Below are 26,482 nucleotides of genomic sequence, written 5' to 3' on the forward strand. Positions count from 1 at the left end.
TCCGGTGTTCAGGAGATCACGGGGAGGAGCAAGAGATTCGTCACACCGAAGACGCCCGTCATCAACCAGGACGCCTTGAGCGTGCTCGACCATTTGAGCCGCGCGTTCGTATTGTCGACCAGAACCTCGGCGAAAAAGAGCACGAATGAAATGGGTAATGCGATCCAAGGCCCCCAGGGCGCGAAGAACAGATAGAGCCAACCGAGCAGGATGACGTTCTCGTACCAGTGGCCGATCTCGACGATGGCCAGATCGCTTCCCGAGAGATCCGTGGTCATGCCCTGCACCAGCTCCTGGTGTCCGTGATGCGAGGAGCTCAGGTCGAAGGGCGACTTGCGCAGCTTGATGGTCAGCACGAAGAGGAAGCCGACGAGGATGCCGAGGAGCTGTAGCACCTGCCAGGGGCTGCCGGCGATGATGTCCGACACCCGGAAGCTCCCCGTGACCAGGAAGAAGCCCAGCGGCACCATGATCAGCATGGGCTCGTAGGCCATCATGAGCATCAGCTCGCGCGAGGAGCCGATGTTGCTGTAGGGCGAGTTGGTCGCGTAGGCGGCGAGACAGAGAAAGATCCCAGACACCGTCAAGGCGAAGAGGCTGAGCAGCAGATCGCTGCCGAGGAAGAGGATGAAACCCGCGATGACCATGAAGAAGAGAAAGCCCCAGAGGTAGAGCGTCTGCAGCTGGGTGACGACCAGGGTGTCCTTCTCGAAGAGTTTGAGCACGTCATAGATCGGCTGCAGGATCGGCGGCCCCTTGCGCGACTGCATGCGCGCGGTCAGGCGCCGGTCGACACCGGCGAGCAGGGCGCCGAGGAGCGGGCCGACCAGAATGAAGGCGAAGGCGAGCGACCAGGCGTAGGGTTTCATAGCACGGCCCCCATCAGCATCACGAGCATGAGCGAGCCGCATCCGAACAGACCGACGCGGACCATGGTCCCTTCCCGAATGAAACCGGAGAGATAGTAGCCGCGACTCTCGACCACGCGCTCCACCCCCATGGCGCCACGGTAGGAGGCGCTGCCGTCCACATTGGCCCCGCTGAGGTAGCCGCTGACTTCCGTGAAATGGGGCGGCCGCAGCCAGAAGGCGAGCGGCATGAGGAAGAGCCCCGCCAGCATCAGGCTCATGAGGGTGATGGTCTCCCAGGGCATCGCCAGATTGGAGGCCGGAATCAGCCCGAGACTGGCCAGGAAGTCCGTATACGGAATCACGAAGGCGGTATCCGCCAGCGGGAAGAGGGCGCAGGCCACATAGGTCAGCAGCGTCAGCGCGACCAGGGCGATCGCCTCGTCCCTCGGGATGGGCACCTCGCTCGGCTGCGCGTGCCGCGGCATGGCGACCAGCTTGCCCATCCACTTGCTCCAGAAGAAGAGCGTCGGCGCGCTACCGAAGGCCAGGATGACGGCCAAGAGCACACCATCCCCCCACATCACGTCCATGCTGAGGAACGCCTGGAAGCAGGTGTACTTACCGAGCAGCATGCCGAAGGGCGCCAGGAACATACCCAGCATGCCGACCAGCAGCATGGCGGCGATCGCGGGACGCCGATAGACCAGCCCCTCCATGTCCTCGATATCGCGGCTGCCGATCAGATGCTCCGTGGTGCCGACGGCGAGGAACAAGAGCGCCTTGGCGACCGCATGGAAGAGGATGAGCAGGATTGCCGCCCACATGGTGGCGGCCGTTCCAACGCCCGCGCACATGACGATCAGCCCCAGGTTCGCGATGGTGGAATAGGCGAGCACCAGCTTGGCGTTGCGCTGATTGACCGCGACCAGCGAGGTCACCAGGAAGGTCAGGCCGCCGATCAGGGAGAGCAGCAGCCCGGCGAAGGTGTCGTGGAAGACGGGCGAGAGCTTGATCAGGATGAAGACCCCCGCCTTGACCATGGTGCTGGAATGCAGCAGTGCCGAGACCGGCGTCGGCGCGACCATGGCCCCCAGCAGCCAGGAGGAGAAGGGCATCTGAGCCGACTTCGAGAGTCCCGCCACCGCAATCAGCACCGCCGGAATCAACGCCAGGGCGCTGCCGCCGGCGACGAGCTGATCCAGCTCCCAGGTGCGCAGCCCAGGACCATGCGTCAGCCACACAATGGCCGCGGCGAAGGAGACCCCGCCGATGAGGTTGAAGCCCAGGGCGCGAAAGCCGTTGCGAATGGCCTCGTCCGTGCGCGAGTAGGAGATCAGCCAGAAGGAGCAGAGCGTTGTCACTTCCCAGAAGAAGAACAGCCACAGCAGGTTGTTGGCGAAGACGATGCCGAACATGGCCGCCAGGAAGAGAAAGAGCATGAAGAAAAAGAGGCTGCGACTGCGCTCTGGCCGCTGCTGCGACCGATCGAGGTCGCCGGCTTCGTGCTGCCCCGCCGCATGGGCGTGATAGTCGTGCATATAGCGGATGGCGTGGACGCAGATGAGCCCGCCGACGATGGCGATGATGAGCGCCATGAGCACGGAGAAGCTGTCGACGTAGAAGGCGTGCTCCACCCGCGGATGCTCGCTCGACAGCTCCGCATAGAGCATCAAGCCCGTCTGGACGACGATCAGCGCCGGGATGTACCACTCATATCCCTTGATGCGTCGGCAGAAATACAGCAGGAGGACAGCCAGCCCCAAGCCCCCGAGCATGAACAGCCAGTCCAGCACATGCGCCAGACCCTCGCTCAGCGCATAGAATTCCGGGCCGCTGTGCGCGTGCAACAGCGCCAGCACGACGGACGCCAGCGCCAGCGCCCCAACGGAAAAGCGGATGCGGCGCGCTTGCACGCCGACACTGGGTGCCGCGGCAATCGCAAGACCCGCGAGCAGAGAAAAGAGGAGGAGAAAGCTGATCAGATACATCTCATGTCCTCGAAGGAGGCCGTGGAGACAGGCTACTTCCGCCAGAACTGCGGGGTGAAGAGCACGAGTAGGGAAAAGACCTCGAGTCGCCCGAGCAACATGGTAAAGCTCAGGATCCAAATCTCATAATCCGTGAGGCTCGCGTAATTGGTCGCTGGCCCCACGGCACCGAGCCCGGGGCCGGCGTTATTGATACAGGCGACGACCGCCGTAAAGGCGGAGATGAAGTCCAGCCCGCCGAAGATGAGCAGAAAGGTCAGGGTGACGATGCTCATGAAGTAGAGAAACAGAAATCCGAGAATGGCGACCACCACCCCGTTGGGAATGACCGCGCCGCCGACGCTCACGGGTGCGGCGAGCGCCGGGTGCAGCAGCCGCGTCAACTCCCGCGAGCTTTGCTTGGCCAGGATCAGGGTGCGGAACATCTTGATGCCCCCGCCCGTCGACCCCGAGCTGACGGTGATCGCTGAGAGGAACAGCATCCAGAAGGGGACGAAGACCGGCCAGCGTGCGTAATCCGTGCTGACGAAGCCGCAATCCGTCGCGATCGAGACCAGATTGAAGCTCGCGAACCTGAGCGCGGGCAGGAACCCGCCATAGGTGCCGTCCTCCCAGAGGTAGAAGGCGCATCCGATCGAACTCAGCGCCAGCACGCTGAGGACCGCGCGGGCCTCTCCATCCCGCCCAAAGGGCCTGAGCGAGTGCTCTCGCCAGACCGCGAAATGGGTCGCGAAATTGAGCGCGGCGAGGGTCATGAAGACGATCAGAACGCCCTCGATGAGCGGCGAGTCGAAATCCCCGACGCTGCCGTCGCGCGTCGAGAAGCCGCCCAGGCTCAAGGTCGAGAAGGCGTGGCAGATCGCATCCAACCAGCTCATCCCGGCGAGACGCAGGCTCAGCAGACAGGCAAGCGTGATGGCGAGATAGATGCCCCAGAGCACGGCGGCGGTATCGGCGATGCGCGCCGTCAGCTTGGCATCCTTGATCGGCCCCGGAACCTCGGCGCGCAGCAGCTGCATGCCGCCGACGCCCAGCAGCGGCAGGATGGCCACGGCCAGGACGATGATCCCCATGCCGCCGAGCCAATTGAGCTCGTGACGCCAGAGATTGATGGAGGGCGGCAAGACGTCCAGGTGCGTCATGACGGTCGCCCCCGTCGTCGTCATCCCCGACATCGTCTCGAAGAAGGCATCCGTGAAGGAGAGCTGCTGATGCAGGATCAAGGGGACGGTCGCGATGGCCGCCGTCAGCACCCAGGCCATGGTCACCAGCATGAAGCCGTCGCGCGCCTTGAGCTCGCGCTGGGACTGGCGGGTCGTCAGGGTGAGCAGGCCGCCCGCCGTCAGACAGGCGGATTGGCTGACGAGGAAGGTCGGAAAGGTGCCGTCGCGATAGACCAGCGAGCAGATGATGGGCAGCAGATAGGTCAGGCTGAACACCATCAGCAGGCGCCCGAGCACATTGGCGACCGACAGCAGCTGCGGCATCAGAAGTAGGCCAGGCCGACCTGGAAGCAGCGCTCGACCTGCTGAACCAGGTCCTTGCTGGGCAGGAAGAGGATCACGTGATCCTCGGGCTCGATCAGGGTGTCGTCATGGGCGATCAGGACGCGGCCCTGCCCGCCGCCCAGACTGTCCTGGCTGGCGGCGCGCACGATGGCTCCGATGCTGACGCCCTTGGGCAGCTCCAGCTCGCCGACGCGCCGCCCGATCACCTTGGAGGTCGAACTGTCGCCATGGACGACGAACTCCAGCGCCTCCGCGGCCCCGCGTCTGAGACTGTGCACCGCGGCGACATCGCCACGGCGCACGCGCGCCAGCAGGGTTCCAATGGAGATCTGGGCGGGCGATATGGCGATGTCGAGCCGATCCGCCTGCAGCAAATCCGCATAGGCACGACGGTTGATGAGCGCCAGCACCCGACGCGCGCCCAGGCTCTTCGCCAGCAGGGCCGCCATGATGTTGTTCTCGTCGTCGTTGGTGAGGGCCATGAAGACATCCATGTCCTCGATGTTCTCGGCACTCAGGAGATTCTCGTCGGTGGCATCGCCGCAGAGCACCAGCGAGCCCGTGAGGGTCGCCCCCAGATCCTTCGCCCGCGCCTCCTCGATCTCGATGAGCTTGACCTGATAGCGGTTCTGCGTCGCGGTCGCAAGCCGGCTGCCGATGTTGCCGCCCCCGGCGATCATGATGCGCCGTGTCGGCCGATCGCGGTGATGCAGCTCGTTCAAGATCCGACGGATGTCCCGCGTGGCCGCGAGGTAGAAGATCTCATCTCCGGCGCGGATGGGGGTGGTGCCGGTCGGCGTGATCGGCTGATCGCGGCGGTAGATGGCGGCGATCCGCGCATCGATGTGCGGCATGTGCTTGCGCAAATCGGAGACCGGACGCCCCACCATCGGCCCGCCCTCCACGGCCCGCACAGCGACCAGACTCACGAGCCCGTCCGCGAACTCCAGCACCTGCAGCGCCTCGGGAAACTCGATGAGCTTGCTGAGGTAGTCGGTGATGATCTGCTCCGGGCAGATGCTGAAGTCCACGCAGAAGTTGGTGTCGTCCAATAGCTCCGGGTAGCGCGCATAGTCCCCCGAGCGCAAGCGCGCGATCTTGGTCGGGACCTTGAACAGGCTCGCCGCGATGCGGCAGGCGCAGAGATTGGTCTGATCGCTCTGGGTGACGGCGATCAGCAAGTCGGCGTCTTTCAGGCCGGCCTCGCGCAGCACGGAGGGCAGTGCCGCATTGCCCAGGACAGTGCGCAGATCCAGCCGCTCCTGCAGCTGCTGCAGGCGCCGCGCGTCGAGGTCGACGACATTGATCTCGTTGGCCTCGGAGACCAGCCGCTCGGCGACCGAGCTGCCGACCTGGCCCGCACCCAAGATGACGATCTTCACGACAGTGGGCTCCTTAGATTGGATCGACAGACTGGATCGACGCGCCGGGACTTGCGGGCGTTGATGCTAGCCGTTGGAGACTGAGCCGCCAATCGACGTCTGCGCCTCGATCTCGATCAGCGTGCGCGGCTCGCTATACTGCGAAGGCGCCAAGCGCTTGGCTCGGCCTGGTCGCGCAGACCGGCTTCCCGCCCAGCTCGCGGGACGAACACGAGCCCGCCGAAGCCAGGCGGCAGCGTCGACACTGACATCGGATGCCTGGCCGCGTTGCCACAACGACGACGAGGGTGCCTACAGGACGATGACGGCCTTCCATCGGCTGATCTTGGCCGGGGCCGAGCGGGGGGCGGGCTGGTGCTGATCGACGTCGGACGGCGTTGATCATCGCATCGCCCAGTCGGTTGAATGAGCATCGCGCCTCAGTCAGGTCGTGCCATGTGGGAGCGGCGCCCCGCCGCGACGACGGGCGCCCGATCGCGGCGGGGCGCCGCTCCCACCGACTGCGCGGTTGGGTCAATCGATGATCAAGGCCCGTCGGACCAAGTCTGTCTCCCGCTCGCTCCCGACCTTATTCGCCTGAGCGACAAGCGCCCCGCGCAGCGCCGCGATCGCCTTGAACAGGTAGCAGTCTTTGCAGGGATATATTGCGCTGCAGCATAATGACAAAACAAGAACGCTCGGGGGCCGATCGCCCCGGCAAGACCACCCTTCGGAGATCCAGATGTCGGACGAATTCGATCAGAGTGCCCTCGACTATCACCGCTATCCCAAGCCCGGCAAGCTGGAGATCAAGGCCACCAAGCCGCTCGGCAATCAGCGCGATCTGGCGCTCGCCTATTCTCCGGGGGTTGCGGCGGCCTGCCGCGAGATCGAGAAGGATCCGCTCGCGGCGTCGCTCTATACCTCACGCGGCAACCTGGTCGCCGTCATCACCAACGGCACGGCGGTGCTCGGTTTGGGCGCCATTGGCGGCCTGGCTTCCAAGCCGGTGATGGAAGGCAAGGCGGTCCTCTTCAAACAGTTCGCCGACATCGACGTCTTCGATATCGAGATCGAGGAGCGCGACCCGCAGCAGTTCATCGAGACCGTCGCCCGGCTGGAGCCCAGCTTCGGCGGCATCAACCTGGAAGACATCAAGGCCCCGGACTGCTTCATCATCGAGCGCGCCCTCAAGGAGCGCATGGGCATTCCGGTCTTCCACGACGACCAGCACGGCACCGCCATCGTGGTCAACGCCGCCATCCTCAACGGTCTGCGCGCGGTCGGCAAGGACATCGGACAGGTCAGACTGGTCACGGCGGGCGCCGGCGCCGCGGCCCTAGCCTGCGTCGATCTGCTGGTCGAGATGGGGCTTGCGAAGGAGAACGTCACCCTCACCGACATCGCCGGCGTGGTCTACGAAGGCCGCGCCGAGGAGATGGATCCCTACAAGGGTCGCTACGCCATCGCGACCGACAAACGCACACTGGCCGAGGCCATCGAGGGCGCGGACATCTTCCTCGGGCTCTCGGCGGCCGGCGTGCTCAAGCCGGAATGGCTGGCTAGCATGGCGGAGCGTCCCATCATCATGGCGCTGGCGAATCCGGTCCCCGAGATCATGCCGGACCTCGCGCGTGAGGCGCGTCCGGACGCCATCATCGCCACCGGCCGCTCGGACTTCCCGAATCAGGTCAACAACGTCCTCTGCTTCCCCTTCATCTTCCGAGGCGCTTTGGACTGCGGCGCTAGCGAGATCAACGAGGCGATGAAGATCGCCTGCGTGCGCGCCATCGCCGACCTGGCGATGGCCGAGCCCTCGGACATCGTGCGCGCGGCCTACGGTGGGCATCAGCTGCAGTTCGGCCCCGAGTACCTCATCCCCAAGCCCTTCGACCCGCGCCTGATGGAGCACCTGGCCCCGGCCGTCGCCCGCGCGGCCATGGAGTCCGGTGTCGCAACCCGCCCGATCGAGGATCTCGAGGCCTACCGTCAGACCCTGAGCCACCGCGCCTACCGCACGGGCATGACGATGAAGCCGGTCTTCGACCAGGCACGCATCGCACCCAAACGGGTCGTCTTCGCCGAGGGCGAGGACGAGCGCGTGCTCCAGGTCGCCCAGCAGGCGGTCATGGAGGGTATCGCGCGCCCCATGCTGATCGGCCGGCCGGAAGTCATCGGCAACCGGCTCGGCGAACTGGGACTGAGCATCCGCCCGGATCGCGACTTCGATCTCATCGTCCCCTGCGAGAATGCCAATTTCGAGACGCACTGGACGACCTTCTACGACAGGGTCAAGCGCCGTGGCTACGCCCCGGACGAGGCGCGCGAGTACATCCGCAACGACCCCACTGTGCTAGCCGCGACCATGGTCCGCTGCGGCGACGCCGACGCCATGATCTGCGGCATCGTCGGGCGTTACGCCCGCCATCTGAAGCACGTCGAGGAGGCCATCGGCACGGCGCCGGGCGTGCGCCGGCTGACGGCCATGAACGCGGTGGTACTGCGCTCGGGGCCGCTGTTCATCGCGGATACCTATGTCCAGGCCGACCCCAGCGCCGAGGATCTGGCCGAGATCACGCGGCTGTGCGCGGCCGAGGTCAAGCGGTTCGGCCTGGTGCCCAAGGTCGCCTTCGTCTCGCACTCCAACTTCGGCAGCGACGACTCGCCCTCCGCCACCAAGATGACCGAGGCGCTGCGGCTCCTGCGCGGCCAGGATCCAGAGCTGGAGGTCGAGGGTGAGATGCACGCCAACCTCGCCTTCGACGCGGTCGGCCGGCAGGCGCGCTTCCCCGAGTCGCGCCTGGAAGGTCGCGCCAACCTCTTGATCATGCCCAATCAGGATGCGGCCAACATCGGCTTCAACCTGCTGCGCACCATGAACGAGGGCGGCGCCCTGGGGCCGATGCTGCTCGGCACCGCGGCCGCCGCGCACATCGTCACGCCGAGCATCTCGGTGCGCGGCCTGCTCAACATGACAGCGTTAGCAGGCGTTCAGGCCGGTTGAGGTTTCGCCGGCATCTTGGCCAGCGCCGGATCCGTCTGGTGATCGCAGTCGGCGAGGATGCCTCATCCCCGCCGTCCTCCGATCGTTCGCCATCCTGACCCAACTCGGGCCAGGATGGCGCATTCCCATCCTTCCTGGGCCGCCTTGGCGTCAGCCGACCGCCGCTTGAGCTGCCATATCCCAGCCTGTATGCTCGCGGCCTTCTCGTCGACGCAAGAGATGCCCCAATCGTCGATCGACGCGTCGCAGCCGCCGAGCACTTCACCGAACCGACCCATCCTCCGATGATCCAGACAACCAAGGCCGAAGGCGAAGGCTGGCTCAAGGCTACCCGCGACCTCCTCGACCGGCGCGTGATCAGCATGCTGTTCCTGGGCTTCTCAGCCGGGGTTCCGCTGTTGCTGATCTTCTCCTCGCTGTCGCTGTGGCTGCGTGAAGCCGGTGTCGGGCTCGAGGAGGTCACCTTCTTCAGCTGGGCAGCGCTCCCCTACCCCTTCAAGTTCATCTGGGCGCCCCTGATCGACAAGCTCCCGCTGCCGTTCCTCACGCGCTGGCTCGGGCGGCGCAGGGCCTGGATATTCACGGCGCAGCTCTGCATCATCTCCGCGATCGTGCTCATGTCGCTCGTCGACCCCTCCAGCGGCTCGGACAGCCTGACGCTCATGGCCCTGGCCGCGGTCCTGCTTGGGTTCTCCGGCGCCACCCAGGACATCGTCATCGATGCCTTCCGCATCGAGTCGGCACCGCCGAAGCTCCAGGCATTGATGTCCTCCACTTATGTCGCTGGCTACCGCGTCGGCATGGTCGTCTCCGGAGCCGGATCACTGCTCCTCGCCTCGTCATTTGGATCGGAGGCGGGCAGCTACAGCTACGCGGCATGGCACTCGACCTACTTGATCATGGCCGCGGTGATGCTGATCGGCGTCTTCACGACGCTCCTGGTGAAAGAGCCGGAAACCAGCGCGGCACGCTCGCACGTCTACCCGACCTCTGAGTATCTTCGCCTGACTGGGGTGTTCGTGATCGCGGCCTGCGCCTTCGTCGCCGGGTTCTTCCTGAGCGACGACCTCTTCACACAACTCAAGGCCGCGGCCGGCAACGCGAACCTGACCAATTTCCTCTTCGAGATCCTGCACCTGGCGCTTGGGCTTGGATCGGCAGTGCTGACCGGCTGGTCAATGGTCAGGCTCGGCACCATCAACAAGGCGACGGCGCGCGAAACCTGGTTCGATCCGGTGCTGGATTTCTTCAGCCGCTACGGACTGAAGACGGCGCTGCTGATTCTTGCCCTGATCGGCCTCTATCGGATCTCGGACATCGTCCTGGGCGTCATCTCGAACGTCTTCTATCAGGACATCGGGTTCACCAAGCTCCAAATCGCGACGGCGGTGAAAACCTTCGGCGTCTTCGTCAGCATCGCCGGCGGGCTGCTCGGCGGGCTGCTCGCCAGCCGCTACGGGGTGATGCGCATCCTGCTGCTGGGCGCCGCACTCTCATCGGCAGCACAGCTCACCTTCGTCGCCCTCGCCCTCGTCGGCGCCAACCTCCCGATGCTCTACCTGGCCGTGGGCGTCGACAATCTGGTGGCCGGTCTGGCAAGCGCAACCTTCGTCGCCTTCCTATCCAGCCTGACCAGCGTCTCCTTCACCGCGGCGCAATACGCCATCTTCAGCTCACTGATGCTGCTCTTTCCCAAATTCCTGGGCGGCTACTCGGGCTCCATCGTGAGCGGAATTGGCTATCCGGGCTTTTTCGTCTTCACCTGCCTGATCGGCATCCCGGTCATCGGCCTGGTCTGGCTAGCCGGGCGACGGCTCTCGATCGACGGCCAGGCACGCACGAGCACGAAGGGCGGCGCATGAGACAAACCCGCAGCGCGGGCATGGACGTTATCAACACCGATTTGCGTCTGGCGAAGGCGACCCCATATACTCGCCGTGCCATGTCGGATCCGAACGGGCTTCACGTCTCGCCCCGGGGATGTTCCTTAGGAGACGTGAGTCGAGCGCCGTCAAGGTAGCCGTTCGGATCAAATGCTCACACCGAGCTTGGATCCATTCGGCAATCTCTTCGGAGCCTTGCTCCGAGCCGCGTCTGACTCCCGATTCCTCTACCCCGCACTGACCGTCGCGACTCCTTTGGCACCCCTGGCGTATGGGCCGAAGTGTCCAATGCCACTTCTGACGTTTCATGAGAATAGGGTAACGATGATGACCAAAATGAAAACGCTTGCCGCTCTTGCCGCAACAGCCATGCTTGCCGGCGCCTCCTTCACGGCAAGCGCCTGGTGGGGTGGTCCGGGTGGCGGCAACGGCATGTGGGACAACATGGGCGACATGTTCGGAGACGGCACGGGCGACTTCAACATGAACATGAGCGGCAGCGGCCGTAGCTACGGTCGCGGCTATGGCCGTGGTAATGGCTATGGCTACGGCTATGGCGCACCCTATGGCTACGGCTATGGCGCACCCTATGGCTACGGCGCACCTTATGGCTATGGCGCGCCCTATGGCATGGGAGCACCTTACGGCTATGGCGCACCTTACGGCGCGATGCCGCAGGCCCCAGCTCCAGTTCCAGCGCAAGCCGCTCCTGCCCGCTGAAGCAGCTTTGCGTCTTCAGGGGACAGAGTAGTGCCGCGCGTGCGCGGCGCATTCTGCCCTGAGTAGACCGGCCACTCCAGCCTGGCGCGCATGCGCCAGTGGAGCGGCGTCAAGCGGTCTGACCGAATCGGTCAGACTGCGCCCCAGACCTCACGCTTGACGTCCGTCTTGGTTGTCAGCACCTCGTCGAGGGTCCTGGTCGGAAAAGACGGCTTGAAGTCCTTGATCGCGTCGTAGAGGACGACGACCTTGTCCTCACCCGACATCCCCTTCAGATCCTGCTTCTCCACATAGCAAGCCTCGGTCAGCTCGTTCCACACCATGCCTTGGCGGAACTGGATCAGGACATAGCGGTGGCCCTCGATCTCGACCTGGCAGTTCTCCGCCAGATTGTCGATGTAGAAGACAGGGATGCAGTCCGCAGCCAGGTCGGCACTGAACCGCGTGACAAAGGCTGGAAGCTCGTCAACGCTCTCAAAACTGCCCGCAACCATCAGCAGCTGCTCGGCGTCTGCCAGCATCACGGCCTGCTTGATGAGCGCCTTGGGCGGCGTGCGCTTGCCGGCGGTCGCCTTCAACTCACCTTCGAGGACGACGAATTCGCCCCGAAACGCCTGCACCCCTTCTCTGCTGGTTGCGCCAAAAAGCGACTTCAGCCAAAAAAGCTCTTCTTTTTCGTATCGATCGAGCAGCATCGCGGATGAATCTCCAAAAGGATCGAAATGGACATCATGGCTGTCGCGATCTCTCGTGCCACCATAGACTGGAGGCTTTGGCTCGCCTCTAAGCTCGCCCGATTGTCGTGTTCACGACAAGCCCACCAAGAGATCGACGACGTCTTCAACGGGTGCGTATCCACCGATAAGATTTTCATTTATCTTGTGATTTGGTAGCGACTGCCGGTTGCGCACGCACCTTTCGGTCTAGGCGTCGCAGCGAGCCATCTACGCACGCATAGCCAGCAAGCAAAATTCCGGCCAGGCTCAACGCCCAGATGGCCCGGCGAGCAGATACAGGCCCCTCATGACAGCGGCGCCTTTTCCTGGCAACCTGCGCGCCGTCATCCGTCAAAGGACTTCTGCTCATGCAACCTAATCTGGTCATGGAACCTAATCTGGAACCGACCCGGATCATCCCTACCAAATGGCGGCTCGCCTATCCCGCCGCCGCCCTAAGCTATCTGGGCACCCTCAACGCCACGGCGCAGCCGATGAGACAGCCGAGTTCAGCGCCGGCGATCGACGGTGGCGCGCTCTTCAGTGAGTACTTTTTCCTCAAGCTCGGCTTCTCCTTCATGGTCGGCCTGGCCATGGGTTTCGCACTCAAGATCGCCTTCAAGATTGCGCTGCTCGTCATCGGCCTTATCCTGCTCGCCCTCTTCGGGCTGCAGATCTCTGGCGTCATTGACGTCAACTGGGGAGGCATGGAGGTCCACTACGACGGCTGGGCGGATTGGGTGGGGGCGAGCGCCAGCACCTTCTTCGGATTCGTCGGCGACAATCTGACGAGCGCCGCCTCCTTCTTTGCGGGTCTGGCGGTCGGCCTGAAGCTTTAGGTGATTTCCGGGAAACAACATACCCGCGGTTCCGATCCCGTAGGATGGGCAAAGCCCTGGCGATGCGCTTCTTTCGGAGTGCCGAGGGTCGCGGGGCGTGCCCATCATCCCAGCTCGGCGGCTTGCAAGATGGGCACGTCCGTCTGGCGTGGAGGTTGGGCTCGAGCCCAGAGCGCGGACGTTGCCCATCCTACCGATCCGGGTCTATTTGGGTAAGGTCATTTCCGGAAATCGCCTTAGGAGCCTGTCCGCGCTGGGCTGAGTCGGCTGCGCACGCGCCTAGCCGGCGCCCGTGCGTTGAGTCCAAGCGGCGAACAACCGGGTGAAACCGTCGAGGGCCTGGGAATAGATTCCCGGCAGACCGGACTCGCGCGGACCAGCGCAGTTGAGGACGCGAACGTGATTGGTCAGGAGCCAGTCAAGGGTCGAGGCGAGGTCGAAACCGGTGGCCAGATCACGCGTCAGCAGCGGCCGAGCGCCACGCCGAGCGAGCTGCGCCGTCAGTAAGGTGCCGCCGGTGAGCGCGCCAGCGTGCAGGATCAGCGTTGCATCGGAATCACGGAGATTCCAGAGCGTGCGCTCCCGGTAGTCGGCGGCGGGGGTCTCGAGCAAGGGATATCGCTCCGAAATCGCCCCGTCCTCCGCCCGCCGTCCGCGCGGGCACCAGCCGCCGATGGGCAGCCCCAAGGCCAGGGCCGCATCCAAGGCCGCTCGATCCACGCCGGTCTGACCTCCGGAGACGATGACGATCTCCGCCCCGAGCTGCGGCCTGACCCGCTGGCTGTGCATGGCAGCCAGAAGCTCGTTGTCGCGCTTGGCGAAGTAGAGATCCTCGTCGACCTTCCCCTTGCGCTTGAGCTGATCGATGACACCCTTCATCACCGGGACTCAGGGCCGGTTGGCGATCAGGAGCGCGCGCGTCGGGGCGGGATGGCCCTCAAGGGTGCGACTCGGATCGTCCGGATCGAGGTGATCGGGCAGAGACTGGAACCGCATCCAGTCTGTTCCACGCTGTTCCTCAGTGCTGGTCCGCTTCACGTCGATCACCTCCACACCGTTGAAACCGCAGCGTTCGAGCCAAACCACCAGGGCATCGACGCTCGGAATAAACCAGACATTGCGCATGCTGGCATAACGACCGCGCGGCACCAAGACCTGCTGAGCGCTTGCGTCCAGAACCAGGGTCTCCAGCACCAGCTCGCCGCCAGGACGCAGCAGGCGGAACAGGTCGGCGAGATGGTCGATGGGCAAACGCCGATGGTAGAGCACCCCCATGGAGAACACGCTGTCTAGGCCAGTCAGCCCCTCGGGGAGATCCTCGATCCCCAGTGGCAGAACGCTGAGGTTGTCCGCCGCCAGATAGCGATTGATCGCCTGGAACTGGACGACGAAGAGCAGCGTCGGATCGATCCCCAGAACCAGCTCGGCGCCCGCGCCCAGCATGCGCCATCCATGGTAGCCATTGCCACAGCCGACATCGAGCACCAGGCGCCCCGCCAAGGGTGCGATGGCGTCGGCCAGCCGATCCCACTTGAGGTCGGATCTCCACTCGGTGTCGATGTGCACGCCGTGGATGCAGAAGGGCCCCTTGCGCCAGGGATGCAAGGCCATGAGGGTATCGCGCAACCGGGCCTCGGTCGCCGCGTCGAGCGGCGTCTTGGAGAGCACGCCAACACGGGACTGATCCAGCATGACCCTGCCGGCAGAAAGCTCGGGCAGCGCGGCGACCGCCGCCTCCCAGCGCGGCAGGTCACCATGGGCGCCAGGCCCCAGACGGCGCTCGACCGCCTCGGCCAGAGCCGCGCGCCATGGCGCCAGGCGCGTCCGGGAAAGGCGCTCCAGGAAGGGTTCGAAGGTGCTCAGGTCCATGCAAGCCAGGCCACGAAATTGAGACTCTGGAACCAGCGGCAAACACCGGTGAACCCGGCATTCGCGAGCCGCCGCTCGTGCGTCTCGATGCTCTCCGGCACCAGCACCTGCTCAAGCGCCGCGCGCTTGCGGCTGATGGCCAGCTCGCTGTAGCCGTTCGCGCGCTTGAAGTCCTCATGCAGGGCCGTGAGCAAGGCGCCGCCGCGATCGTCCGGAACCGCCATCTTCTCGGCCAAGACCAGGACACCGCCCGACACCAGGCCGCCGCGAATCCGCTCCAGAAGCGCCAGCCGTTCGGTGACAGGGACAAACTGCAGCGTGAGATTCAGGACCACGACGGACGCCTGCTCGATGGCAACCGCCTGGATGTCCGCGCAGACCGCCTCAACCCGATCCGCCCCCGGCACGTCCTTGAGCCGCGCGCGCAGCCCGTCCACCATCGCGGGCGCATTGTCCACCGCGATGATGGGGACACCCGGCCCGACCTGCCGCAGCATCGAACGCGTCACCGCACCCAGAGAGCAGCCGAGGTCGTAGCAGCGCGTCCCCGGCCGAGCGACCTGACGGGCGATGAGCCCAGACAGCCCGACCAGTTCGGCATAGCCAGGCACCGAGCGACGCACCATGTCCGGGAAGACGCGGGCAACGTCGGCATCGAACTCGAAGGGCCGCACGGGCGCCTCGGGGCGATCGAACAGGTCGTCTGGCTCGCTTTGATTCATAGCTCGCCATTCTACCCTGCCGCGCGCAAGGCCCCCACTTGCGGCGTTCCCTGAAAATGGGGCGTCCACGACTCAAGGCGGGTTGTTAGAATCTAAGAGAAAGCAACGCCCACCCTCGAGGAGCCCGGATAACCGCCATGAGCACCAGCGAGAACAGTCAGTTGATCCAGCTCGACGCCGAAACCACCACGGCGACGACCATTCCACCCACGGTCGCCGAAGAGATCAGTCTGGACGACCCCAGCCTCTACCTGAATCGCGAACTCACCTGGCTCGCCTTCAATCGCCGCGTGCTGCATGGCGCGAGCGACTCGCGCAACCCGCTCCTGGAGCGTGTGAAGTTCCTGGCCATCGTCAGTAACAATCTCGACGAGTTCTTCATGAAGCGCATCGGCGGTCTCAAGCAGCAGATCGCCGCCGGCGTCCATACCCAGAGTCTGGACGGGCGCACACCGACGCAACAGCTCAAGGAATGTCAGGCGGCGGTGCGCGATCTGCAAACCGAACAGCGGCGCATCTACCTCTGCCTCATGGATGAGTTGGCCACCCAGGACATCCGCCTCGTCCTCTACAAGGATCTGGACGCAGACACCCGCATCCGGCTGCGCGAGCACTTCCGCGCCAATATCTTCCCGATGCTGACGCCGCTCGCCATGGACCCGGCGCACCCCTTTCCCTTCATCTCGAACCTGGCGCTCAACCTGCTCGTCACCCTGCGCTACCCGGGCGGGAACGAGGTCTATATGGCGCGAGTCAAGGTTCCGGTAAGCAAGGACGTCTCCAAGCGGCTCATCTCGGTCGACGGCACCCACACCTACGTCACCCTGGAAGACCTCATCGTCAACAACCTGGACATGCTCTTCCCAGGGATGGAGTTCGTTTCCTGCGGCCTCTTCCGCGTGACCCGCAACGCCATCGTGGAGCCGGACGTGGAGGTCGCGAACGACCTCCTGGAGATGATCGAGAGCGAGCTGCGCGAGCGCCACTTCGCACCCATCGTCCGGCTTGAAGTCGAACCCGGCATGGAGCCGACGCACCGCGGCATGCTCGCCGCCGAGCTGGGACTGAACGAGGAAGAGGACGTCATCGAGGTCGATGGCATGTTCGCGCTGCGCGACCTCTTCGAGATCGCCGCCATCGACATCCCCGAACTGCACGACAAGCCGCACCGCCCGGTGGACCACCCGCTGCTGGCGAATGATCGCCGCAACATCTTCCACATCATCCGCGAGAACGGCCCCATTCTGCTGCAGCATCCCTATCAGCCCTTCAGCACCTCGGTCGAGCGCTTCCTGCGCACCGCGGCCGACGATCCCAAGGTCCTCGCGATCAAGATGACGCTCTACCGGACCTCGGCCGGCGCCATCCTCGACTCGCTGATCAAGGCCGCGCGCAACGGCAAGCAGGTCGCCGTGCTGGTCGAGCTCAAGGCGCGTTTCGACGAGGCGGCCAACATCCAGTGGGCGCGCCGGCTGGAGGCCGAGGGCATCCACGTCAACTACGGCGTCATGGGGCTGAAGACGCACAGCAAGCTGATCTTCGTGGTCCGGCGCGACTATTCGCAGCTGCGCCGCTATTACCACATCGGCACCGGCAACTATCACGCGGGCACCGCCAAGCTCTACACCGACCTGGGCATGCTCGGCTGTGACGAGGACATCGGCCAGGATCTGACCGAACTCTTCAACTACCTCACCGGCTACTCGCCGCCGCCGAGCTACCGCAAGATCCTGGCGGCGCCCTACAACCTCAAACGCACCCTCATCGACAAGATCAACCGCGAGATCGACCACCAGAACCGCGATGGCAACGGCCTCATCCAGATGAAGATGAACGCCTTGGAGGACGCCGATATCACCCGCGCCCTCTACAAGGCCAGCCGCGCCGGCGTCCAGGTCGACCTCATCATCCGCGACACCTGCCGCTTCCGCCCCGGACTGCCAGGCATCAGCGAAAAGGCCCGCGTCGTCAGCATCGTGGGGCGTTTCCTCGAACACGCGCGCATCATCTACTTCCACAACGGTGGCGAGGAGGAATACTTCATCGGCTCCGCGGACATGATGGGCCGCAACCTCGACAGCCGCGTGGAGGTCCACGCGCCGGTCGAAAACCCAGAGCTGCGCCAGGAACTGCGGCTCATCCTCGACGTCCAGTTCGCCGATACCCGTTCCGCCTGGGACATGGACCCCGACGGCAACTACACCCAGCGCACGCCGGAGGACGAGAACGCCCGTGGCGCCCAGGAGACCCTGATCGGGGTCGCCGAGAAGCGCCTGGCCGCCGCCGCCAAGCATAAGGAGAAGAAGGTCCGTTCGCGGCTGCTCAGCCACTTCCAGTGGCGGCTGCGGGAGAAGAGCGCGCAGTAGGAACCCGCGGCCGGAGGTGCTGCGACCTCCGACCCCGCTGGGAACCAGAGTTGTCAGCTCGTAGGATGGGCAAAGTCCGCGCTCCGTGGCCCATGGATCACCGCACCGCCTGGCGGACGTGCCCATCCGGCAAACCTCCGCGCGGACAAGACGGGCACGCCCGTCAACGCCCAGCGCCCAATCTCAACGTCGCATGGCGGGCTTTGCCCATCCTACGAATCGACGCCCACATGGGCCGTGGACGAGCGCGAGCGAAGTCCACCAAATCCCGCGGCGGCGGTGGACTGCGCTGCGCTCGTCCACCCGACTCTCGCCGCCGCGCAAGGACGGCGAGCCATGACGAATCTGGAAGCTCACCCATGCCCCTGACCCTGCCCCAACTGGAGCGCCACCTGTTCAAGGCCGCCGACATCCTGCGCGGCAAGATGGACGCCTCCGAGTTCAAGGAATACATCTTCGGGATGTTGTTCCTCAAGCGCTGCTCGGACGTCTTCGACCAGCGCCGCGAGGAGGTCATCCAGCTCGAAATGGAGGGCGGCAAGACCAGGACCGACGCGGAGCGGTCCGCCGAGAACTCCCGCTGGTACAAGAGTTCCTTCTGGGTGCCGCCCCAGTCGCGCTATGCGTTTCTGCTGAACGACGCCCACCACAACGTCGGCGACGCTCTCAACAAGGCACTGACTGGCATCGAGAGCGGCAACATCAGCCTGTACGACGTGCTGGAGCACATCGACTTCACCCGCAAGGTCGGCCAGAGCAAGATCCCGGACATCAGGCTGCGCCAGCTCATCAGCCACTTCGGCATCCACCGCCTGCGCAACCAGGACTTCGAGTTCCCGAACCTACTCGGCGCGGCCTAGGAGTAACTGATCGGCGAGTTCGCCGACTCCGCCGGCAAGAAGGGCGGCGAGTTCTACACCCCGCGCTCCGTGGTACGCATGATGGTGCGGCTGCTCAAGCCGACCCTGGCCCACGACGTCTACGATCCCTGTTGAGGCTCCGGCGGCATGCTGATCGCCGCCAAGGAATGCATCGACGAGCACGGCGAGGACGGTCGCGAAGAACGCCGACAACACGCCCGCCTGGTCGCCTAAGTTCCCCGAGCGCTTCCGCTACGGCCAGGTGCCCCTAGGCGCCAAGAAGGCCGACCTCATGTTCCTGCAGCACATGCTGGCCGTCACGCGCGACGGCGGCCTGGTCGCCACCGTCATGCCCCACGGCGTGCTGTTCCGCGGCGGAGAGGAGAAGACCATCCGCGCCGGCATCATCGAGGACGACCTGCTCGAAGCCGTCATCGGCGTCGCCCCCAATCTCTTCTACGGCATCGGCATCCCCGCCTGCATCCTGGTGCTGCGCCAGCGGGTCCAGAGCGGGGCCAATCGCGGCGGCGGCAAGCCGGCCTACGCCCAAGGCAAGGTGCTCTTCATCAACGCCGACCGCGAACTCTTCGAGGGCCGGGCGCAGAACTACCTGATGCCGGAGCACATCGAGAAGATCGTCACCACCTTCGACGAATACCGCGCGGTCCCCGGCTTCTCCGCGATCGTGGACAACGCCACGCTCGCCGCCAACGCCTACAACCTCAACATTCGCCGCTACGCCGACAACGCCCCACCGCCCGAGCCGCACGACGTGCGCGCCCACCTGGTCGGCGGCGTGCCCAAGGCGGAGGTCGAGGCCAAGGCGGCGCTGTTCTCCGCGCACGGCCTCGACCCCGCGGATCTCTTCGTCGAGCGCGACGCCAAGTACCTCGACTTCAGAACCCAGCTCGCCCGGCGCCAGCACCTCAAGCCCGCCATCGAGGGCAACCCCGGCCTGCTCGCCAAGGAAGCCGCCATCCGCGCCGCCTTCGAGCAGTGGTGGGGAACGCACGGCGTGCGTATTGCCACGCTGAGCGGTCAGCTCGCCACGGACAGCGAAACGGCCATGGCCGTCGGCGGCCTAGTCGAACTGCGCGAAGAGCTGCTCGCCAGCTTCAGCGCGTCGCTGGAGGCCGTCGGCATGCTCGACCCCTTCCAGGTGCGCGGCATCGTCGCCGGCTTCTGGTACCAGACCAAGTACGACTTCCTCACCCTCATGGCGCGCGGCGCCAAGGGCGTGGCCGGCGCCTGGCGCACCAGCATCGTCACCGCGCTGGAGGACAAGGCCAGCAAGGAGAGCCCGCTGGAGCACAAGCTGGTCCGCTTCCTGATGAGCGACTTCGTCGAGGCCATCGGCGAGCTGGAGGCCAGGAAGGCCGAGCTGGACAGCCAGATCAAGGCCGCCAGCCCCAAAAACACAGAGGGCGAGGAAGGCGAAGCCAGCGAGTCAGCGGAGGAATCGGCCGACGACGACGAGAACGCCGTCGACGAGGCCCAGCTCAAGGCATGGAAGAACGAGCTCACCGCCATCAAGAAGCGGCTCAAGGCGAAGCAAAAGAGCTTCACCGCTCACCTCGACCGCGAGGTCGAGGGCCTGACACCCGAGCAGGCCGCCGAGCTGTTGCTCACCATCCTGCACGACGACATGCGCGCCATCGTCGAGCGCCACATCGCCGCCCAGCGCAAGGCCATCGTCGGCGCCTTCGAGAACTGGTGGGACAAGTATCGCGTGACGCTGACCGAGATCGAGGGCAGACGGGATGCGGCAGCAACGGCGTTGCGGGGGTATTTGGAGGGGTTGGGGTATGTCTGACCCCGCTTACGCCGACAATTACCGGGTCGCGGAATGAGTCGCCAGCCACTCGCGCAGCGCCTGATCGATACGCGTCTGCCACCCAGGCCCACCGGCACGAAAGGCGGCCAGCACGTCAGGGCTGAGCCGGATCGCGACCTGCTCCTTGGTCGGACGTTTATTGGGGCCGCGAGTCCGCACGCGAGCAACCTCGACCCCGCGCTGGCGCATGACCGCGTCGTTCCAGTCCGCCTCGGTCGTGCGCGGGTTATCCGCATCCTCTTGGATCTCGGCATCGGTCATGGCACGCACGCGCGGCCAATCGGTCTGGTCATCCGGGGGCGTAGTGCCAGTAGAGACGTCGCTCATGTGTGTCGGCCTTGCGAATTGAAATGAGATGGTCGCAGTCGTTGCGTGGCGTATGCACGACAAGAACCACGACGCCGTTCCACAGCCCGATGGTTTGCAGGCGTAGCTCGCCATAGGCGTCACGGCCATCCTCGCGAGTGATCGTGAAGCCAGCGAAGACCGCTTCCGCCCCGACAAAATCGAACCCATGCTTGGCGAGATTGATCTGGCGCTTCGCTTCGTCGTAACTGATCACATCTAAATTGTAGATGCGATTTGATATGGGTCAAGCAAAAGGACGATGCGTGGATGCAACAGAGAGGCGGCGATATGATGCTCCAATCCCGCACAGGAGTCAGGCCGAGAAGCGAATTGCGCGGATCCTTCGCACCACACCCCGGCGTTCTGGCTGCGCGTGGAGCGCGCGATGCCGGAATACGCGCAGCGCAAGGCCTGGCTGGCCGAGCACGGAATCGATGTCGCAGGGATCCGAGGACAATGGCTGACAACTTCACCAGTGACCACGTCAAGCTGCTGAATACCTGGCAGGGGCAGAAACGCGACGAGGCGGATCCCGTGCGATTGAGTTCGGGTAGGATTCGCTCGTAAAGTCAGCCCAACACCACCAAGCACGCAGGGGCTCGGCGCTCCGGCGGGCTTGTTTCTTTGTGAGACCACCCAAGCCGCTCAGGAGCGATGTCCAAATCGACGCTGTGAATCTCTCATGAAGGACCAATCGCGCCCTCTCAAGCTCCTCCACACCTCCGACTGGCACCTGGGCCGCAGTCTTTACGGCCGCAAGCGTTATGAGGAATTCGAGGCCTTTCTGGGCTGGCTCGCCGAGACCATCGTCCGGGAGCGGATCGATGTGCTGCTGGTCGCGGGGGACATCTTCGACACCAGCGCGCCCAGCCATCGCGCCCAGGCGCTCTACTATGGGTTCCTGTGCAAGGTCGCGGCGTCGGCCTGCCGCCATGTCGTGGTCGTCGCCGGCAACCATGATTCTCCGAGCTTCCTGAGCGCGCCCAAGGCGTTGCTGCGCGCGCTGGACGTCCACGTCATCGGCTCGGCAACCGAGGAGTTGGCAGACGAAGTCGTGGTGCTCACGGATTCCGCAGGCGCGGCGGAGCTGATCGTCTGCGCCGTGCCCTATCTGCGCGACCGCGACATCCGCACCGCGGAGGCCGGCGAGACCATCGAGGACAAGGACCGCAAGCTGCTCGACGGCATTCGTGGCCACTATGCCGACGTGGCGGAGATCGCCGAGCGGCGGCGCGCCGAATGGGGACGCCCGGTGCCCATCGTCGGCACCGGGCATCTCTTCGCGGCCGGCGGACAGACGGTCGAGGGCGACGGCGTGCGCGAGCTTTACGTCGGCTCGCTCGCCCATGTCCCAGCCGGCATCTTTCCGGCCTGCTTCGACTACCTCGCCCTGGGGCACCTGCATGTGCCACAGAAGGTCGGCGGCTTGGAGACCCGACGCTACAGCGGCTCGCCCCTGCCGATGGGCTTCGGCGAGGCCGGACAGGCCAAGAGCCTCTGCCTGGTGGAGCTGAGCGGCGGCGACGCGGCCGTCAGGCTCGTCGAGATCCCCGTCTTCCAGCACCTTGAGCGCGTGCGCGGCACCTGGGACGCCATCGCGGCCCGCATCCTGGAGCTGACCGCGACGCGGCGCGATGCCTGGCTGGAGGTCGTCTACGAGGGCGAGGAGATGATGAGCGACCTGCGCCAACGCCTGGAGCTGGCCGTGGAGGGCAGCGGGCTGGAGATCCTGCGCGTCAGGAACAACCGCATCGTCGAGCGGGTTCTGGAACGCATGGAGGAGGAAGAGCACCTGGCGGATCTGGAGGTCGGCGAGGTCTTCGAGCGCTGCCTCGCGGCGCACGGCATCCTGGCGGAGGAGCAGTCCGAGTTGCGGCGCGCCTATCAGGAGATTCTGCACGCCCTGCACGACGCCGATCCCTTGGCCGAATAGAGGCTGACCCGATGCGCATTCAGCCGCTGCGTTTTCAAAATGGGCGACCGCTCACAGCACATCGCACGGAATGACAGCAGACATCGAGTCTGCCCCTTTTCTGCGCTTGCCTGCGCGACACCAACATCTTGCTCGCCATCGCCATCGCCATCGCCATCGCCATCGCCATCGCCATCGCCATCGCCATCGAGGACGGACTGGCGCTTATGCGACAGACGGGTTGTAGAGCCCTTGACTGATCCATGGGTGTCGAGCGGCGTGTAAATGGCATTCATGAAGGCGCACATATGTGCGCGTTGCATTGCGAAATATCAGGGTATTAAAGTCGGAAATAGTTCGATACTGGCATCGTGATCAGCGCCCAAGGCGCTGTTCTGGAGCCTTGGTGTTCCGACTTCTGCCGGACGTCCGGGCGATGATTCAAGCCAATGGATACGCGAGCCGAGGCGATCGAGCCGAGTGTGTCAGCGCGCGTCCATGATCGAGAGGAATGACAGATGCCGATGCAAGATGGAACGGGTCCGCGTGGCGCTGGACGTGGTCGAGGTCAGGGACAGGGTCGCGGACGCGGCCCCTGTGGTGGCGGTCGAGGGCGCGCGGGACGCGGCAATGATCGGCCTGGGCGAGGCGCCGCCGATGAAGTCCGGCTCGGACACCCTGAACCCGATGCAACGAACCTGCTCAGCCCCCTCAGCCGGGAGATTGCGCACTTGAGATCCAGGCTCGCTCGGTTGGAGACTGGAGCCATGTCCGAGCCTCTGGAGTGATCCTGGCGACTCGGACCTAACGCTTACGAACGGAAATTTACGCCTCGTGTCGTCCAAACCGAAGATCAAAGAATTGCTCGTCGAGAGCGCCTGCGAACACAACAAAGACAAGAAAGGGTCGTGTAATGCCCCCACGCCTGGGGCGACCACTGGCGGCTGTGCCCTTGATGGGGCACAGATCGCCCTCTTTCCCTTTGCCGATGCCGCTCATCTGGTCCATGGCCCCATGTCCTGCATCGGCGGGGCCTGGGAGACGCGCCTGACACCGACCAGCTGGTCGGGCCGGGACCTGACCCAGACCGGTTTCGCCACCGACATCAATAACAACGATGTGGTCTTCGGCGGCGAGAAGAAGCTGGCCGCGGCGATCGACCATATCGTCGCAAACTATGCGCCCGAGGCCGTGTTCGTCTATTCGACCTGTGTCCCCGCCCTGACCGGGGATGACATCGACGCCGTCTGCAAGCACAGGAGCGAAAAGCACGGCATTCCCTGCGTTCCTGTCCATGTGCCGGGTTTCGTCGGCGCCAAGAACCTTGGCAGCCGCATCGCCGGGGAAGCCGTGCTGCAGCACCTGATCGGGACCAAGGAGCCGGAGGAGTCGACTCCCTTCGACATCAACCTGATCGGGGAGCACAACAATACCGGCGAGCTCTGGCGCTACCGGCATCTGCTCGAAGAGTTGGGCATCCGCGTGCTCTCGACCTTCAGCGGCGACGGCCGCATCAGCGAAATCCGCACCGCGCACCGGGCCAAGCTCAACGTCATCGTCTGCGCCAAGTCCCTGATCTCGATGACCCGCAAGATGCAGGAGCAATACGGGATTCCCTGGATCTCCTGCTCCTTCTACGGCAAGACCGACACCTCGGCCGGCATCCTGGCCATCGCCGAGGCCCTGGGCGATGCCGATCTGATCGAGCGCACCCGCGCGCTGATCGCCCGCGAGGAGGCACGGCTGGAAGAGAAGCTGATGCCTTACCGAGCGATCTTTGCCGGTAAGAAGGCGGTGCTCAATACCGGCGGCAACAAGGCCTGGTCCATCGCCTCGGCGCTGCAGGATCTGGGGATCGAGGTGGTGGCGACCTCGGTTCGCAAGTCGACCGAGGCGGACAAGGCCAAGGCGCGGGAATACCTCGGAGAGAATGCCATTCTGATGACCGAACCGGCGACCCAGCAGGCGAAGATCATCGATGAGACAGGTGCCCATCTGCTCCTGGCCGGTGGTCGTTCGCTCTATACCGCGATCAAGAAGCGGATCGCCTTCACCGACGTCAATCAGGAAAAGAAGAAGAGCTACGGCGGTTACGACGGCCTGCTCGTCCTCGCTGAAGACCTCAAGAACTCACTGCAGAATCCGGTCTTCGAACTGGTCGACAGGAAGGCACCATGGCAGAAGTAAGACGCAAATCGGGCAAGCCGCTGCAGGTCAACCCCCATAAACTCTCGCAGCCGATGGGGGCGACGCTGGCATTCCTGGGTGTCGACCGCTGCATGCCCTTGATGCACGGTGCTCAGGGCTGCGCCAGTTTCACCAAGGTGATGTTCACCCGTCATTTCTGCGAGCCCATCGCCCTGCAGACGACCGCGGTGAACGACGTGATCGCCGTGCTGGACGGTGGTGATTACAGCATCAGCGAGTCGGTCAAGAATATCGGTGACAAGATCGCGCCAGATCTGATCGGGGTGCATACCACTGGACTGACCGAGACCAAGGGGGACGATCTCCGTGGTGTCGCCAGCAAGATCGACGTGCCTCTGGTCTACGTCAACACCCCGGACTTCAAGGGCGGCCTGGAGAGCGGCTGGACCCTGACGACCCAGGCGCTGATCGATCAGCTCACCGCGCCCTGCGACCGGGTCGAGGCGCAGAAGATCGTGCTGGTCCCCAATGTCAGTCTGCAGCCCATCGAGGTCGAGAAGCTCCGCGACTTCATCGAGGCATTCGGCTTCAATGTCGTTGCCGTTCCTGATCTGTCCTCGTCGCTGGACAATCATCTGGGTGAAAAGCAGGCGTCCTTGAGCAGCGGCGGGGTGACGGTCGCCGAACTCGAACGGCTTGCGGATGCCGCCTTCGTCGTCAGTGTCGGGGCCTCCGTCAAGCCCGTCGGCGCGGTCTTGCAGAAGAAGAATCCGGCCATCCAGCACCGGCACTTCGATCATGTGAGCGGTCTGGTCGGAACCGACGCGCTGGTGGCCTGGCTGCTTGAGGCGAGCGGCAGGGACGCGCTTCCGGCGGTCGTTGAGCGCTGGCGCAAGCGGCTTCAGGACGCCATGCTCGACAGCCATTTCTCCATCGGGCAGACCCGCTTCCTGTTGGTCGCGGAACCTGATCATCTGGCAGCCATGGCCGCTTCATTGCGCGAGGTTGGAGGTAAGGTCACCCTGGCGATCGCCACGGTTGATTCACCCATCCTTGGTGACATCCAAGCGGATCAGGTGGTCGTCGGGGATCTCGAAGATGCCGAAAACATGAGCGACGCCTACGATATGATTATCGGCAATTTTCACACCGAGGCATTGGCGCATCGCGTGGGAAAAAAGGCGATCATGAGGGGCTTTCCCAATTATGAAGAGATCGGGAACGCCTTAAAGCATGATGTGCTCTATGAGGGTGGCGCCTATTTTCTTTTTGAAATCGCCAATGCCGCTGAAAGAATGCGAGAAGCGCAGGTTCACCATGAGCGTGAGCAGATCAAGCTGCAAGGTATCGCTTGATGGCTACTTGGCTCCCGGGTTGTCGCGCCGAGCTCCAATCAAGCAGGAGTCCGGTTGCGGCGAGGTGTTCGCCATAACGCGGCGAGCCCGGAGCACAGGCTGATCTTGATGGATGACGACGCGGCCTTCGTCGTGAGGTCAAGTCGCTGTCGAACGGTCATGCCATTTGACGGCACAACCTCGCTATACTCGCGCCGA

General features: G+C 64.5%; 22 protein-coding genes. 12 read left to right on the forward strand and 10 right to left on the reverse strand.

Annotated elements, in window-relative coordinates:
• Nucleotides 1–8: 8 nt before the first annotated feature.
• From CKO23_RS02235 to trkA, 4 genes are read right to left on the reverse strand one after another with little or no spacing between them, the layout of a single operon-like run.
• On the reverse strand, nt 9–869 hold the full coding sequence (locus tag CKO23_RS02235) for a respiratory chain complex I subunit 1 family protein (protein ID WP_200328115.1): 861 nt from the start codon (nt 867–869) through the stop codon (nt 9–11).
• Nucleotides 866–2,839 (reverse strand): proton-conducting transporter transmembrane domain-containing protein, encoded by a 1,974-nt coding sequence (locus CKO23_RS02240; RefSeq protein ID WP_200328116.1) that lies wholly within the window; start codon nt 2,837–2,839, stop codon nt 866–868. Before CKO23_RS02240 ends, CKO23_RS02235 begins: the two co-directional genes overlap by 4 nt.
• Before the next feature lie 32 nt (nt 2,840–2,871).
• The gene (locus tag CKO23_RS02245; RefSeq protein ID WP_200328117.1) at nt 2,872–4,326 is read right to left on the reverse strand and encodes a TrkH family potassium uptake protein; all 1,455 of its coding nucleotides are present in this window, start codon (nt 4,324–4,326) and stop codon (nt 2,872–2,874) included.
• On the reverse strand, nt 4,326–5,729 hold the full coding sequence (gene trkA, locus CKO23_RS02250; protein WP_200328118.1) for a Trk system potassium transporter TrkA: 1,404 nt from the start codon (nt 5,727–5,729) through the stop codon (nt 4,326–4,328). The genes CKO23_RS02245 and trkA overlap by 1 nt, the downstream gene beginning before the upstream one ends.
• A 721-nt stretch (nt 5,730–6,450) precedes the next feature.
• On the opposite strand from trkA, the gene CKO23_RS02255 reads away from it, so the two are divergent.
• From CKO23_RS02255 to CKO23_RS02265, 3 genes are all read left to right on the forward strand, one after another.
• Nucleotides 6,451–8,712: an NADP-dependent malic enzyme gene (locus CKO23_RS02255; protein WP_200328119.1), complete on the forward strand. Its 2,262-nt coding sequence runs from the start codon at nt 6,451–6,453 to the stop codon at nt 8,710–8,712.
• Between the two features lie 284 nt (nt 8,713–8,996).
• Nucleotides 8,997–10,574: an AmpG family muropeptide MFS transporter gene (locus CKO23_RS02260; protein ID WP_200328120.1), complete on the forward strand. Its 1,578-nt coding sequence runs from the start codon at nt 8,997–8,999 to the stop codon at nt 10,572–10,574.
• Between the two features lie 357 nt (nt 10,575–10,931).
• Nucleotides 10,932–11,315 carry a sulfur globule family protein gene (locus tag CKO23_RS02265; protein WP_200328155.1) on the forward strand — a complete coding sequence of 128 codons (384 nt, stop codon included), beginning with the start codon at nt 10,932–10,934 and terminating at the stop codon, nt 11,313–11,315.
• Nucleotides 11,316–11,446: 131 nt separating this feature from the next.
• Here the strand turns inward: CKO23_RS02265 and CKO23_RS02270 are convergent, their stop codons facing one another.
• Nucleotides 11,447–12,010: a hypothetical protein gene (locus CKO23_RS02270; protein WP_200328121.1), complete on the reverse strand. Its 564-nt coding sequence runs from the start codon at nt 12,008–12,010 to the stop codon at nt 11,447–11,449.
• 389 nt (nt 12,011–12,399) lie between these two features.
• On the opposite strand from CKO23_RS02270, the gene CKO23_RS02275 reads away from it, so the two are divergent.
• Nucleotides 12,400–12,870 carry an FUN14 domain-containing protein gene (locus CKO23_RS02275; RefSeq protein WP_242482158.1) on the forward strand — a complete coding sequence of 157 codons (471 nt, stop codon included), beginning with the start codon at nt 12,400–12,402 and terminating at the stop codon, nt 12,868–12,870.
• A gap of 279 nt (nt 12,871–13,149) precedes the next feature.
• Here CKO23_RS02275 and CKO23_RS02280 read toward each other — a convergent pair whose 3' ends face one another.
• The 3 genes from CKO23_RS02280 to cmoA are packed head-to-tail and all read right to left on the reverse strand — an operon-like array spanning nt 13,150 to nt 15,461.
• Entirely contained in the window at nt 13,150–13,749 is a 600-nt protein-coding gene (locus CKO23_RS02280) for a putative molybdenum carrier protein (protein WP_200328122.1), read from the reverse strand.
• 9 nt (nt 13,750–13,758) lie between these two features.
• Entirely contained in the window at nt 13,759–14,739 is a 981-nt protein-coding gene (gene cmoB / locus CKO23_RS02285; RefSeq protein WP_200328123.1) for a tRNA 5-methoxyuridine(34)/uridine 5-oxyacetic acid(34) synthase CmoB, read from the reverse strand.
• Nucleotides 14,730–15,461 (reverse strand): carboxy-S-adenosyl-L-methionine synthase CmoA, encoded by a 732-nt coding sequence (gene cmoA, locus CKO23_RS02290; RefSeq protein ID WP_200328124.1) that lies wholly within the window; start codon nt 15,459–15,461, stop codon nt 14,730–14,732. The genes cmoB and cmoA overlap by 10 nt, the downstream gene beginning before the upstream one ends.
• A gap of 137 nt (nt 15,462–15,598) precedes the next feature.
• Between cmoA and ppk1 the strand changes: the two genes are divergently transcribed.
• The 4 genes from ppk1 to CKO23_RS02300 all read left to right on the forward strand — a co-directional run bounded on the left by ppk1 (nt 15,599) and on the right by CKO23_RS02300 (nt 20,500).
• Nucleotides 15,599–17,827, forward strand: coding sequence for a polyphosphate kinase 1 (gene ppk1 / locus CKO23_RS02295; protein ID WP_200328125.1), 2,229 nt, complete (start codon nt 15,599–15,601; stop codon nt 17,825–17,827).
• A 359-nt stretch (nt 17,828–18,186) separates the two neighbouring features.
• Nucleotides 18,187–18,687, forward strand: coding sequence for a type I restriction-modification system subunit M N-terminal domain-containing protein (locus tag CKO23_RS25420; RefSeq protein ID WP_242482159.1), 501 nt, complete (start codon nt 18,187–18,189; stop codon nt 18,685–18,687).
• Between the two features lie 9 nt (nt 18,688–18,696).
• The gene (locus tag CKO23_RS25425) at nt 18,697–18,822 is read left to right on the forward strand and encodes an N-6 DNA methylase (protein WP_346014549.1); all 126 of its coding nucleotides are present in this window, start codon (nt 18,697–18,699) and stop codon (nt 18,820–18,822) included.
• Between the two features lie 157 nt (nt 18,823–18,979).
• A complete protein-coding gene (locus tag CKO23_RS02300) occupies nt 18,980–20,500 on the forward strand; it encodes an N-6 DNA methylase (RefSeq protein WP_346014548.1) in 1,521 nt (506 codons plus the stop codon).
• Nucleotides 20,501–20,518: 18 nt separating this feature from the next.
• On the opposite strand, the gene CKO23_RS02305 is transcribed toward CKO23_RS02300, so the two are convergent.
• On the reverse strand, nt 20,519–20,848 hold the full coding sequence (locus tag CKO23_RS02305; protein ID WP_440870554.1) for a BrnA antitoxin family protein: 330 nt from the start codon (nt 20,846–20,848) through the stop codon (nt 20,519–20,521).
• A complete protein-coding gene (locus CKO23_RS02310) occupies nt 20,811–21,083 on the reverse strand; it encodes a BrnT family toxin (RefSeq protein ID WP_200328126.1) in 273 nt (90 codons plus the stop codon). Before CKO23_RS02310 ends, CKO23_RS02305 begins: the two co-directional genes overlap by 38 nt.
• A 468-nt stretch (nt 21,084–21,551) precedes the next feature.
• Here CKO23_RS02310 and CKO23_RS02320 point away from each other — a divergent pair, with 468 nt between their 5' ends.
• The 4 genes from CKO23_RS02320 to nifN all read left to right on the forward strand — a co-directional run bounded on the left by CKO23_RS02320 (nt 21,552) and on the right by nifN (nt 26,284).
• On the forward strand, nt 21,552–22,802 hold the full coding sequence (locus tag CKO23_RS02320; RefSeq protein ID WP_200328127.1) for an exonuclease SbcCD subunit D C-terminal domain-containing protein: 1,251 nt from the start codon (nt 21,552–21,554) through the stop codon (nt 22,800–22,802).
• Between the two features lie 510 nt (nt 22,803–23,312).
• Nucleotides 23,313–23,516, forward strand: a complete 204-nt coding sequence (locus CKO23_RS02325; protein WP_200328128.1) for a hypothetical protein — start codon at nt 23,313–23,315, stop codon at nt 23,514–23,516.
• 99 nt (nt 23,517–23,615) lie between these two features.
• Complete coding sequence (nifE, locus tag CKO23_RS02330) at nt 23,616–24,968, forward strand: nitrogenase iron-molybdenum cofactor biosynthesis protein NifE (protein WP_200328129.1); 1,353 nt, start codon at nt 23,616–23,618, stop codon at nt 24,966–24,968.
• Nucleotides 24,956–26,284, forward strand: coding sequence for a nitrogenase iron-molybdenum cofactor biosynthesis protein NifN (nifN, locus tag CKO23_RS02335; protein WP_200328130.1), 1,329 nt, complete (start codon nt 24,956–24,958; stop codon nt 26,282–26,284). Before nifE ends, nifN begins: the two co-directional genes overlap by 13 nt.
• The last annotated feature ends 198 nt before the right edge of the window (nt 26,285–26,482 follow it).

It is taken from the genome of Thiocystis violacea (assembly GCF_016583565.1).
In the GTDB taxonomy this organism is placed as follows: Bacteria; Pseudomonadota; Gammaproteobacteria; order Chromatiales; family Chromatiaceae; genus Thiorhodococcus; species Thiorhodococcus violaceus_A.

Excerpts from the sequence above, each read along its gene's own strand:
- CKO23_RS02270 (WP_200328121.1), bottom strand. The coding sequence starts at position 12,010 with ATGCTGCTCGATCGATACGAAAAAGAAGAGCTTTTTTGGCTGAAGTCG.
- CKO23_RS02305 (WP_440870554.1), bottom strand. The coding sequence starts at position 20,848 with ATGAGCGACGTCTCTACTGGCACTACGCCCCCGGATGACCAGACCGAT.
- CKO23_RS02275 (WP_242482158.1), top strand. The coding sequence starts at position 12,400 with ATGCAACCTAATCTGGTCATGGAACCTAATCTGGAACCGACCCGGATC.
- CKO23_RS02280 (WP_200328122.1), bottom strand. The coding sequence starts at position 13,749 with ATGAAGGGTGTCATCGATCAGCTCAAGCGCAAGGGGAAGGTCGACGAG.
- CKO23_RS02245 (WP_200328117.1), bottom strand. The coding sequence starts at position 4,326 with ATGCCGCAGCTGCTGTCGGTCGCCAATGTGCTCGGGCGCCTGCTGATG.
- nifN (WP_200328130.1), top strand. The coding sequence starts at position 24,956 with ATGGCAGAAGTAAGACGCAAATCGGGCAAGCCGCTGCAGGTCAACCCC.
- CKO23_RS02265 (WP_200328155.1), top strand. The coding sequence starts at position 10,932 with ATGAAAACGCTTGCCGCTCTTGCCGCAACAGCCATGCTTGCCGGCGCC.
- CKO23_RS02300 (WP_346014548.1), top strand. The coding sequence starts at position 18,980 with ATGTTCCTGCAGCACATGCTGGCCGTCACGCGCGACGGCGGCCTGGTC.
- CKO23_RS02240 (WP_200328116.1), bottom strand. The coding sequence starts at position 2,839 with ATGTATCTGATCAGCTTTCTCCTCCTCTTTTCTCTGCTCGCGGGTCTT.
- CKO23_RS02320 (WP_200328127.1), top strand. The coding sequence starts at position 21,552 with ATGAAGGACCAATCGCGCCCTCTCAAGCTCCTCCACACCTCCGACTGG.
- CKO23_RS25420 (WP_242482159.1), top strand. The coding sequence starts at position 18,187 with ATGCCCCTGACCCTGCCCCAACTGGAGCGCCACCTGTTCAAGGCCGCC.
- CKO23_RS02255 (WP_200328119.1), top strand. The coding sequence starts at position 6,451 with ATGTCGGACGAATTCGATCAGAGTGCCCTCGACTATCACCGCTATCCC.
- CKO23_RS02325 (WP_200328128.1), top strand. The coding sequence starts at position 23,313 with ATGGAACGGGTCCGCGTGGCGCTGGACGTGGTCGAGGTCAGGGACAGG.
- CKO23_RS02235 (WP_200328115.1), bottom strand. The coding sequence starts at position 869 with ATGAAACCCTACGCCTGGTCGCTCGCCTTCGCCTTCATTCTGGTCGGC.
- ppk1 (WP_200328125.1), top strand. The coding sequence starts at position 15,599 with ATGAGCACCAGCGAGAACAGTCAGTTGATCCAGCTCGACGCCGAAACC.
- CKO23_RS02260 (WP_200328120.1), top strand. The coding sequence starts at position 8,997 with ATGATCCAGACAACCAAGGCCGAAGGCGAAGGCTGGCTCAAGGCTACC.
- cmoB (WP_200328123.1), bottom strand. The coding sequence starts at position 14,739 with ATGGACCTGAGCACCTTCGAACCCTTCCTGGAGCGCCTTTCCCGGACG.
- cmoA (WP_200328124.1), bottom strand. The coding sequence starts at position 15,461 with ATGAATCAAAGCGAGCCAGACGACCTGTTCGATCGCCCCGAGGCGCCC.